Genomic DNA, 2,719 nt, shown 5'->3' on the forward strand with positions numbered 1-2,719 from the left:
CGAGCAGGACCGGGCGGATGACCGGATCGATGAGCTGCACCGCGAGATCCTGCACGCTGTGAGCGGCGGCGCCCCGGGCTGTTCGGTGCGCGATGGCGTGAATGTGGCGTTGCTGGCCCGGTTCGTCGAACGCTTCGCCGACCAGGCCGTCTCGATCACCCGTCGGCTGGACTACATCGTCACGGGAGTAGCGCCCGGCCGAGACTCCGGGTGAGGACCTGCCTCGAGGTGGCAGCTCCCAGGAGCTCGAATGATCGTAGCTATTCAGCTGGTGCCGCTCACCTCGGCGGCACGTTCCGCGCCACTTGCCTCGCGTAGACGGGCGGCGCGTCGACGGTCATCCATCGGCGGACAGGTCCCGGTGTTGCGAGCGGCGGCGGCGTGCGCGTTGTGGCTGGTGGGGCTGGTGTGACGTGATCGTCGGCGTGTCGAGTTGATCTCGGTGTGGGATTGGGCAGGGTGTCGTCGTGCCCGATCTCCCGCCCGACGAGCAGTCGACTGTGGACGCCGCTGCGCTGCGGGTGGAGAACGCCGCGCTGCGTGCTGAGGTGGAGGAGCTTCGGGCGAGCGAGGCTGCGGTTCGTGTCGATCACGCCGAGTTGAAGAACATGGTCGCGGTGTTGACCGGGCAGGTTGCGCAGTTGGAGCGGGTGGTCAGGGAACAGGCCGATGAGATCGCGGAGTTGAAACGCCAGGCCGCTGGGGACTCCTCGAACTCCTCCCGCCCTCCGTCGTCGGATGCGCCGTGGGCGAAGAAGCCGGCGAAGATGCGCTCGTTGCGGACGAGGTCGGGACGCAAGTCCGGCAAGCAGCCGGGCTCTGCGTCGTCCTCGCGCAGCCTGATCGATGACCCGGACGAGCGGCTGGAGATCCGGCCGGGCCGCTGCCGGTCCTGTGACGCGTCACTGGTCGAGGCCGCGGAACACGGCCATCAGCGGCGTCAGATCGTCGACATCCAGCCCGCGCCGCCCCCGAAGGTCACCGAGTATGCGCGGATCTCGAAGGTCTGCGCGTGCTGCGGGGTGGTCACCACCCCGGGCTGGGACGACGAGGCCGTGCCGGTCGAGCACGTCGGCATTGTGGCCGCGCCGGGCTCGCCGGTGCGGATCGGCCCGGAAACCCTCGCCCGCGCCGCGTTGCTCACCTGCGCGCACTACCTGCCGGTCGGGCGCGCCCGCGACCTGCTGGAGACGTTGACCGCGATCGATGTGTCCACCGGGTTCCTGGCCGCCATCCGTGGCCGCGCCGCCCGACAGTTGGAGAAGAAGTTCCTCAGCCACATGCGAAACCTGCTGGCCACCGCGCCGGTGCTGCATGCCGACGAGACACCCGGCCGCGCCACCGGATCCCTGGCCTACGTCCACGTGGCCTGCACCGAATACCTCACGTTGATGCACGTCGGCGACCGCTCCGCGGCGAGCATCGATGCCGGCGGTGTCCTCGCAGGGTTCACCGGGGTGCTGGTGCGCGACGGCTACGCCGGTTATGCACACCTGCAGGCGGCACATGCCTGGTGCGGAGCTCATCTGCTGCGCGATCTGCGGTCGATCTCCGATGCCGACCCCGACGGCCAACTGTGGGCACAGGCGATGGCCAACACCCTGCTGGAAGCCAACCGCGCCGCCCACGAGGCCCGTGATCGTGGCGCCGACCGCCTCGACGAAGCCACGCTGAAGCAGATCCGCAACCACTACCTGGGAGCACTCGCCCGAGGCAACACCGACAACCAGGGCGAACACTCCAAGCTCGCCGACAAGGCCCGCACCCTCATCACGCGGTTCAGACGGTTCGAAGACATGATCTTGAGGTTTGCCGCGGATCTCTCGGTGCCGTTCACGAACAATGAAGCGGAGCGCGCGTGCAGGCCCGTCAAGATCCAACAACGCACCTCCGGCGGCTGTTGGCGCACCCTGCAAGGCCTCACCGACTTCGCCATCGTCCAGTCCTACCTGGACACAGCCACCAAATGGGGACTCGACAAACTCGACACCCTCCGCCAACTCTTCACCACCGGCGCATGGCTACCACCCACACTCAAACCAGCTGAATAGCTACCTTTGAACAGCGTGGCATCCCGGTAAGCGGCCAGCGCACCCTTGCGCTTTGCCCGCACCGCGCGCTCGACCTGCTCGTCGGCGTAGTCGAGGAACCGCTGCAGTTCCTCCCGTGTGAACGGGCGCGCTTCGGGATTGCCCTCGTAGTCGTTGAGGTGGGGAATGGTGTTCCACTCGTGCACGATCGCGACCGGATGCGTCTGCGGCCCGAACTCGCGCCGGCACGCCGCAACCCACCCGTAGCGGCTGTCACAGAGGTAGCCGTTGAACAAGCGCAGGCTGCACTGGTAGGTGCGGATCGTGGACGGCGCCAAGTGTTGCTCGGCGGTCAGCGACAGCGACCACTCGTCCACATGCGACGGTTCCCAGTTCCACGGGTACTCATTGGTGAACTCGCCGAACCGACGCATCAACCGCTCCCGCGCCCCGATCGCATCCTCCCGCAGACCGCGGGCCGCCTGCTGCGCACGCCAGCCCTTCAGCATCGCCTCGAACATCGCCTCCTCCGGGCGCAGCGCCACCACACCGTCGACCAGCTCGAGATGCGCCGCACCCGCCAGATCAACCCGCCGCAACCCGCCTCCAACGCCTTCTAATGGAGGGCGGATCATGCAACAGACGGGACCGCTTGATCAAATCGGCAGGTCAGACGCGCCCGGCCGCGC

The 2,719-nt window shown here is 67.8% G+C and carries 4 protein-coding genes; 3 read left to right on the forward strand and 1 reads right to left on the reverse strand.

Annotated features, from left to right (window positions below; translation table 11 throughout):
* The 3 genes from VGJ14_18605 to VGJ14_18615 all read left to right on the forward strand — a co-directional run.
* Window positions 1–214, forward strand: a 214-nt coding sequence (locus VGJ14_18605) for a PhoU domain-containing protein (protein ID HEY2834440.1), incomplete at its 5' end; no start/stop codon positions are given.
* A gap of 36 nt (window positions 215–250) precedes the next feature.
* Window positions 251–412, forward strand: a complete 162-nt coding sequence (locus tag VGJ14_18610) for a hypothetical protein (protein ID HEY2834441.1) — start codon at window positions 251–253, stop codon at window positions 410–412.
* Window positions 413–467: 55 nt separating this feature from the next.
* Window positions 468–2,051, forward strand: coding sequence for an IS66 family transposase (locus VGJ14_18615; GenBank protein HEY2834442.1), 1,584 nt, complete (start codon window positions 468–470; stop codon window positions 2,049–2,051).
* Here VGJ14_18615 and VGJ14_18620 read toward each other — a convergent pair.
* Window positions 1,946–2,665, reverse strand: coding sequence for a hypothetical protein (locus VGJ14_18620; GenBank protein ID HEY2834443.1), 720 nt, complete (start codon window positions 2,663–2,665; stop codon window positions 1,946–1,948). The two genes, VGJ14_18615 and VGJ14_18620, sit on opposite strands and share 106 nt — an antisense overlap.
* Window positions 2,666–2,719 lie beyond the last annotated feature (54 nt).

The organism is Sporichthyaceae bacterium (genome assembly GCA_036493475.1).
Classification (GTDB): domain Bacteria; phylum Actinomycetota; class Actinomycetes; order Sporichthyales; family Sporichthyaceae; genus DASQPJ01.